Source organism: Segatella maculosa OT 289, from assembly GCF_000243015.1.
Lineage (GTDB): Bacteria > Bacteroidota > Bacteroidia > Bacteroidales > Bacteroidaceae > Prevotella > Prevotella maculosa.
The window spans coordinates 577,492-583,687 of sequence record NZ_JH594500.1; the positions used below are offsets into that span (position 1 = coordinate 577,492).

Sequence of the window (6,196 nt, forward strand, 5' to 3'; positions counted from 1 at the left end):
ATCATGGACGCAAAGAAGACAATCGAATCAGGGAAGGCCGTCCTCGGCATCGAGTTTGGCTCTACCCGCATTAAGGCTGTCCTTATTGACAGCGAGAACCGACCCATTGCACAGGGAAGTCACGAATGGGAGAACCGACTGGTCGACGGACTGTGGACCTATGACCTCGATGCCATTTGGAACGGACTGCAAGACTGCTATGCCGACCTGTGCAAGAACGTTAGGAAGGCCTACGACACGGAAGTCGAAAGGCTTTCGGTCATAGGCATAAGTGCCATGATGCATGGCTATATGGCCTTTGACGAGCATCAGAAGCTTCTGGTTCCTTTCCGCACTTGGCGCAACACCAACACGACTAAGGCCGCCGAAGCGTTATCGAAGTGCTTCGACTTCAACATTCCCCTGCGTTGGAGCATCTCCCACCTCTACCAATGCATGCTCGACAAAGAGGAGCACGTGAAAGACATCAAGTTCCTGACCACATTGGCCGGCTATATCCACTGGCAGCTGACGGGCAAGAAGGTGCTCGGCATAGGCGACGCTTCGGGCATGCTGCCTATTCATTCGGAGACCAAGGACTACGACGCAACGATGGTTGAGAAGTTCGAACAGCTTGCCGAGCCTTTCCACTTCAGTTGGAGACTTCGCGACGTTTTGCCGAAGGTGCTGCTCGCCGGTGAAGCCGCCGGGCAATTAACCGAGAAGGGTGCGGCCCTGCTCGACCCTTCGGGACGCTTGAAACCGGGCTGTCCCTTCTGTCCGCCCGAAGGAGACGCCGGCACGGGCATGGTGGCAACCAATGCCGTCAGGCAACGCACCGGCAACGTGTCGGCCGGAACATCGTCGTTTTCCATGATTGTGCTGGAGAAGAGCCTCTCCAAGGCCTACGAGATGATAGACATGGTAACAACGCCCGACGGAAGCCCCGTGGCCATGGTGCATTGCAACAACTGCACGTCGGACCTCAATGCATGGGTCGGCCTCTTCAAGGAGTATCAGCAGCTGCTCGGCGTTGAAGTAGACATGAACGAAGTGTTCGGCAAGCTCTACAACCATGCGCTCCGGGGCGACAAGGACTGCGGTGGGCTCATCGCCTACAATTACGTTTCGGGCGAACCCGTGACGGGATTGGCCGAAGGTAGGCCGCTGTTTGTTCGCTCGGCCGAGGACACGTTCAACTTGGCCAACTTCATGCGTGCCCAGCTCTTCGCGGCCGTGGCCGTACTGAAGATAGGCAACGACATTCTGTTCAATGAGGAGCGCATCAGCGTTGACCGTATCACCGGACATGGCGGACTGTTCAAGACCAAGGGCGTGGGGCAACGCATTCTCGCCGCTGCGCTCAACTCTCCCATCTCCGTCATGGAGACGGCGGGCGAAGGTGGGGCATGGGGCATCGCGTTGCTGGCCGGCTATCTCGTTGGCAACGAGGAACGGCTGTCGCTGGCAGACTATCTCGACCGTCACGTCTTCAGCGGAAACACCGGAACGGAGATAACGGCCACGCCGGAGGAGGTTAAGGGCTTCGCCGCTTACATTGCCAACTATACGAGAGGGCTGAACATTGAACAAGCAGCAGTCAAGTTCAAGTAGGATGTCAAAATTGGACAAACGTGTCCAACGGATTGGACAAACGTGTCCAACGAATTGGACAAACGTGTCCAATGGATTGGACAAACGTGTCCAGCGGATTGGACAAACTTGTCCAATGAGTTATACAAACGTGTATAATAAGTTATACTAACGTGTATAACGAGTTATACAAACGTGTATAGGAAGCATATCTAATTATAATCCAGAGGACGGATAAGGGTGAAAGCCTCGTCTGTTCATATTATCTTAAAAACCAATAACAAAATGAGAAAACAATTGATGACCTTAGTCGTGCCGGCGTTGGCGCTCGCTATGAACGTTTCGGCACAAGATGTAAAGATTACCATTCACGCGAACCAAGGTAGGGATAAAATCAATAAGGAAATCTACGGTCAGTTTGCTGAGCACTTGGGCTCGTGCATCTATGGCGGACTGTGGGTTGGGCCTGAGTCGAACATTCCGAATACCGATGGCTATCGGACTGACGTGCTTCAGGCCTTGAAAGCCCTGAAAGTGCCTGTGCTTCGATGGCCCGGTGGTTGCTTCGCCGACGAATACCATTGGATGGACGGTATCGGACCACGTGAACAGCGACCCAAAATGCAGAATAACAACTGGGGCGGAACCATCGAGGACAACTCGTTCGGTACGCATGAGTTCCTGAACCTTTGCGAACGCTTGGGGGCGGAACCTTATATCAGTGGCAATGTTGGTTCGGGAAGCGTGGAAGAGTTGGCCAAGTGGGTTGAATATATGACCAGCGACGGCGATACGCCCATGGCTAACCTGCGCAGAAAGAATGGACGTGAGAAGTCGTGGAATGTGAAGTATCTCGGTATCGGGAACGAGAGCTGGGGCTGTGGCGGCAATATGCGGCCCGAATATTACAGTGATCTGTTCCGTCGCTATGCCGTTTATTGTCGCAACTACGACAACCACCGGCTCTATAAGATTGCTTCGGGTGCCAGCGATTACGACTACAATTGGACGAAGGTGCTCATGGACAACGTCGGCAACCGCATGAACGGGCTTTCGCTCCACTACTACACCGTGACGGGCTGGAGTGGCAGCAAGGGTTCTGCTACGAAATTCTCCAAGGACGATTATTATTGGACGTTGGGCAAATGCCTTGAGATTGAAGACGTCATCAAGAAGCACTGTGCCATCATGGACGGGAAAGACCCCGGGAAGAAGATAGGATTGCTCGTCGATGAATGGGGCACGTGGTGGGACGAAGAGCCCGGTACGACAAGAGGACATCTCTATCAGCAGAATACGATGCGCGATGCTTTTGTCGCAGCGTTGTCTCTGAATGTCTTTCATCGCCATGTAGATCGTGTGAAGATGGCCAATATTGCACAGATTGCCAATGTGCTTCAGAGTATGATTCTGACAGACACGAAAGGAACGGGGCACATGGTGCTGACCCCGACGTATCATGTATTCCGCATGTATCAGCCATTTCAGGAAGCAACGGCTCTGCCTTTGGACGTGAAGTGCGACTCCATGAAGGTGAGGGATAACCGAACTATCCCGATGGTGTCGGCAAGTGCGGCTAAGACGAAAGACGGAGCCATTGTCGTTTCTTTGGCCAATGTGAGCCTTGACAAGGCACAAGAGGTTGAGTTCGCCATTGACGGCATGACCGCAAAAGCTATCAATGGAGAAGTCCTTGCGAGCAAAAACATCACGGATTATAACGACTTCGCACATCCCGAAACGGTTAAACCGGCAGTGTTTAAGGAGGCAAGCATCAAGAAAAACATAGTAAAGGTTAAAATCCCGGCCACTTCTATTGTCGTTTTGAATATAAAGTAGTACATTTGTAAAAACAATCACACAAACATGAACGATATCAAAGTAATGAACCATGCGGCGGACAATATCCGTATCCTTGCTGCTGCCATGGTAGAGAAAGCGAACTCTGGTCATCCGGGTGGCGCTATGGGCGGTGCAGATTTCATCAACGTACTCTTCTCTGAATACCTTGTCTATGACCCTGCAGACCCAACGTGGACCGGTCGCGACCGTTTCTTTCTCGACCCGGGACACATGAGTCCGATGCTCTATGCAGGCTTGGCGCTTCGTGGTTTCTTCTCGCTCGATGATCTTAAGGAGTTCAGGCAATGGGGCTCAGTAACTCCCGGGCATCCCGAACTTGACCTTGTACGCGGCATAGAGAACTCATCAGGTCCGCTTGGCCAAGGCCACGCAATGGCTGCTGGTGCGGCCGTGGCAGAGAAGTTCCTTGAGGCACGCTTAGGCAAAACGATGATGCAGCATAAGATTTACGCCTACATCAGTGATGGCGGTGTGCAAGAAGAGATTTCGCAAGGCGTAGGTCGCATCGCAGGCAATTTGGGACTGAACAATCTCATCATGTTCTACGACTCAAACGGTATTCAGCTTTCTACCGAGTGCGGTGTTGTTATGCACGAAGACACTGAAATGAAATACAAGGCTTGGGGCTGGAACGTTCTGAAGATTAACGGCAATGACGTTGCCGATATCCGCAAGGCTCTTGACACAGCACAGCAGGAACAGGACCGCCCTACCCTCATCATTGGCAAGACGATCATGGGTAAAGGAGCCTTGAAAGAAGATGGCACAAGTTATGAGCATAATATCAAGACCCATGGTGCACCACTCGGAGGCAATGCCTACGCTAACACCATCAAGAATCTGGGGGGTGACCCTGAGAATGCATTCCTTGTCTTTGATGATGTTAAAGACCTCTATGCAAAGCGCACAGAAGAATTAAAGAGAATCGTTGCTATACGTAAGGCTGCCGAAACCGAGTGGCGTAAGGCTAATCCTGAGAAGGCAGCCCAAATGGACGAATGGTTCAGTGGCAAGGCACCGAGAGTCGATTGGAGCAAAGTAACCCAAAAGGAAGGCATAGCCACACGTGCAGCCAGTGCAACCTGTTTGAGCGTACTGGCAGAAGAAGTGCCCAATATGATTTGTGCTTCTGCAGACCTCAGTAACTCTGATAAGACCGACGGCTTCCTCAAGAAGACCAAGAGTTTCGTGCGAGGCGACTTCAGCGGTGCTTTCTTCCAAGCCGGTGTGGCAGAGCTGACCATGGCCGACATGTGTATCGGTATGATGCTTCATGGCGGTGTCATTGCGGCAATGGGCACGTTCTTCGTGTTCTCCGATTACATGAAGCCTGCCGTCCGCATGGCCGCATTGATGCAAGTACCGGTGAAGTTCATTTGGACGCACGATGCGTTCCGCGTGGGCGAAGACGGACCGACGCACGAGCCTGTTGAACAGGAGGCACAGATCCGACTGATGGAGAAACTCAAGAACCATGCAGGCAAAGATAGCATACGCGTGTTCCGCCCTGCCGATGCAGACGAGACCACAGTTTGTTGGAAGCTCGCGATGGAGAACACCGAGACGCCGACTGCCCTTATCTTATCTCGGCAAGGCATAGCCAAACTGCCCGAAGGAAACGACTACGAGCAGGCGGACAAAGGAGCTTACATCGTTGCAGGCGCCGACGAGAGACCCGACGTTATCTTGGTAGCGAGCGGTTCCGAAGTGTCGACCTTGGTCTCGGGCTGCGAAGCCTTGCGCAAAGATGGTATCAAGGTGCGCGTCGTCAGTGCGCCTTCAGAAGGACTCTTCAGAACGCAAAGCAAGGCATATCAAGAGGCTGTGCTGCCCTACGACGTCAAGAAGTTCGGCATGACGGCCGGACTGCCCGTGACGCTCGAAGGCCTTGTCGGCATCGGACCGAACAGCAAGGTGTTCGGCATGCCGAGCTTCGGCTTCTCTGCCCCCTACAAAGTGCTCGACGAGAAGCTCGGCTACACGGGCGAGAACGTCTACCGGCAGGTGAAGGCCTTTCTTGCAGAATAGAGAACGATTATCGGGGAAAGGTCGGACGGCCTTTCCCTTTAACCTTTTAAATATATAAGCTTATGGAAGTTAAAACTGTTGGAATTGCCTGCGACCACGCAGGTTATCCGTTGAAACGATTTGTGCTCGAATACCTTGAGAAGAAAGGCTATGCGGTAAAAGACTTCGGCACATATAGCGACGAGAGCGTTGATTATCCGGAATTTGCCCACCCTTTGGCCGAGGCCGTCGAGCGCGGCGAGGTTTATCCCGGCATCGGCATTTGCGGTAGCGGCGAGGGCATGGCCATAACACTCAACAAGCATCAAGGCGTGCGTGCCGGACTTGCATGGAACAAAGAGACGGCACAGCTCATTCGTCAGCACAACGACGCCAACATCATCGTCTTGCCGGGGCGCTTCATTGACAACAAAACGGCAGAGGCGATGCTTGATGAATTCTTCTCGGCAACCTTCGAAGGCGGGCGTCACGAGCGTCGCGTGAAGAAAATCCCATTGAAGTAAGCCCCCACCTTATATCGAAGAGGCATCGCGCAAACATCGCAAACAAGTAGGCTCGGCAACATCTTTTTGCCGGGCCTTTTTCCATGTCTTGAAGTATAAAGGGATTGTGAACACGAAAGCCTTCCTTATAGGAAAACAAGACCTTTCCTTATAGGAAGACGATACCTTTCCCAATAGGAAGACAAGAGACTTCCCAATAGGAAGACTTAACGGTTCCCAATAGGAAGACA

General features: G+C 52.6%; 4 protein-coding genes. All 4 read left to right on the top strand.

Annotated elements, in window-relative coordinates; all coding sequences use genetic code 11:
• Positions 1 to 3 precede the first annotated feature (3 nt).
• The 4 genes from HMPREF9944_RS02315 (at position 4) to rpiB (ending at position 5,966) form a co-directional block, all read left to right on the top strand.
• Entirely contained in the window at positions 4 to 1,593 is a 1,590-nt protein-coding gene (locus tag HMPREF9944_RS02315; protein WP_008564178.1) for a xylulokinase, read from the top strand.
• Positions 1,594 to 1,857: 264 nt separating this feature from the next.
• Positions 1,858 to 3,411, top strand: a complete 1,554-nt coding sequence (locus HMPREF9944_RS02320; RefSeq protein ID WP_008564180.1) for an alpha-N-arabinofuranosidase — start codon at positions 1,858 to 1,860, stop codon at positions 3,409 to 3,411.
• A gap of 27 nt (positions 3,412 to 3,438) precedes the next feature.
• Positions 3,439 to 5,463, top strand: a complete 2,025-nt coding sequence (locus HMPREF9944_RS02325; RefSeq protein WP_008564182.1) for a transketolase family protein — start codon at positions 3,439 to 3,441, stop codon at positions 5,461 to 5,463.
• 62 nt (positions 5,464 to 5,525) lie between these two features.
• On the top strand, positions 5,526 to 5,966 hold the full coding sequence (gene rpiB, locus HMPREF9944_RS02330) for a ribose 5-phosphate isomerase B (RefSeq protein WP_008564184.1): 441 nt from the start codon (positions 5,526 to 5,528) through the stop codon (positions 5,964 to 5,966).
• Positions 5,967 to 6,196 lie beyond the last annotated feature (230 nt).